A 1,525-nucleotide genomic window follows, 5' to 3' on the forward strand; every position below is an offset into this window, starting at 1 on the left:
ACTTTCTTCAAGGTTGTACGTGCTTCGAAACGACCGTTTTCATCACGGAAGTCGACAATGTTCTGCGCAATGGTGCTCGACAAGCCCGCTACGCGCGTCAGTAGCGCCGCAGAAGCAGTGTTCACGTCCACACCGACCGCGTTTACACAGTCTTCCACAATCGCATCTAGGCGTTTTGCCAGCATTGATTGGCTAACATCGTGCTGGTATTGGCCCACACCGATCGACTTAGGATCGATTTTCACTAGTTCAGCCAGTGGGTCTTGTAGACGACGAGCAATCGACACCGCACCACGCAGAGACACGTCCATATTTGGGAATTCTTTCGCTGCAAGCTCAGACGCTGAGTAAACGGAAGCACCCGCTTCACTTACGATGATTTTCTGAACTTTCAGGTTGCCACGTTTGATGACGTCTGCGACAAAGCTGTCGGTTTCACGTGAAGCCGTGCCGTTGCCGATCGCAATTAAATCCACATTGTACTTGCGTACCAACTGATCAACGATTTGCGCTGATTTGTCGTATTGCTTTTGTGGTGGGTGAGGGTAGATGGTTTCGGTTGCAAGCACCTTACCAGTCGGATCGACAATAGCGATCTTCGAGCCTGTACGCAGACCCGGATCGAGACCAAGTGTTGCACGAGGACCTGCCGGTGCTGCCATCAACAAGTCTTTTAAGTTAGTGGCAAATACTTCAATCGCTTCGATTTCTGCGCGCTCTTTCATTGCGCCCATTAGCTCGGTTTCCATGTGCATCGATACTTTGATGCGCCATGCCCAGCTGATCACTTGCTTACGCCACGTATCCGCGGGTGCGCTGCTAAGTGTCACGCCGTAGTGGTCAGCGATAATCGTTTCGCAGTAAGACTGACGCGCGCCTTCTTCCTGTTCTGGATCGGCATTCATTGCCAATGTCAGGAAGCCTTCGTTACGACCACGTAGCATTGCCAGTGCGCGGTGCGATGGTACTTTGCTTAATGGTTCGTTGTGGTTGAAGTAATCTTTAAACTTCTCACCTTCTTGCTCTTTGCCTTCAACGACACGAGCACCCATTTCCGCATTGCGGTTGAGGTGACTACGAATTTTTTCTAGCAGATTTGCGTCTTCCGCGATGCGTTCCATGATGATCGCGCGAGCGCCATCCAGTGCGGCTTTGGTGTCTGCCACGCCTTTGTCTGCATCAAGGTATTTGCTTGCTTCGCTTTCTGGCTCAGTTTGCGGATGATTCCAAAGCTGGTCTGCAAGTGGCTCAAGACCGGCTTCAATCGCGATCTGACCTTTGGTGCGACGCTTTGGTTTGTAAGGTAGGTACAAGTCTTCAAGGCGAGTCTTGCTGTCTGCCTGAGTGATTTCTTGTTCGAGTTCTGGCGTAAGTTTGCCTTGTTCTTGGATCGACTTCAGGATGGTTTGACGGCGGTCATCCAGCTCACGAAGGTAAGACAGGCGGCTGTCTAGAGTACGCAGTTGGGTGTCATCAAGGCCGCCCGTCACCTCTTTACGGTAACGTGCAATAAATGGGACCGTGT

At 51.4% G+C, this 1,525-nt stretch carries 1 protein-coding gene; it reads right to left on the reverse strand.

Annotation, left to right across the window (positions count from 1 at the left end; translation table 11 throughout):
• On the reverse strand, positions 1-1,525 hold a 1,525-nt coding region (locus AC4MRV_RS22090; protein ID WP_491189411.1), incomplete at both ends, for a Tex-like N-terminal domain-containing protein.

The organism is Vibrio sp. (assembly GCF_984391705.1).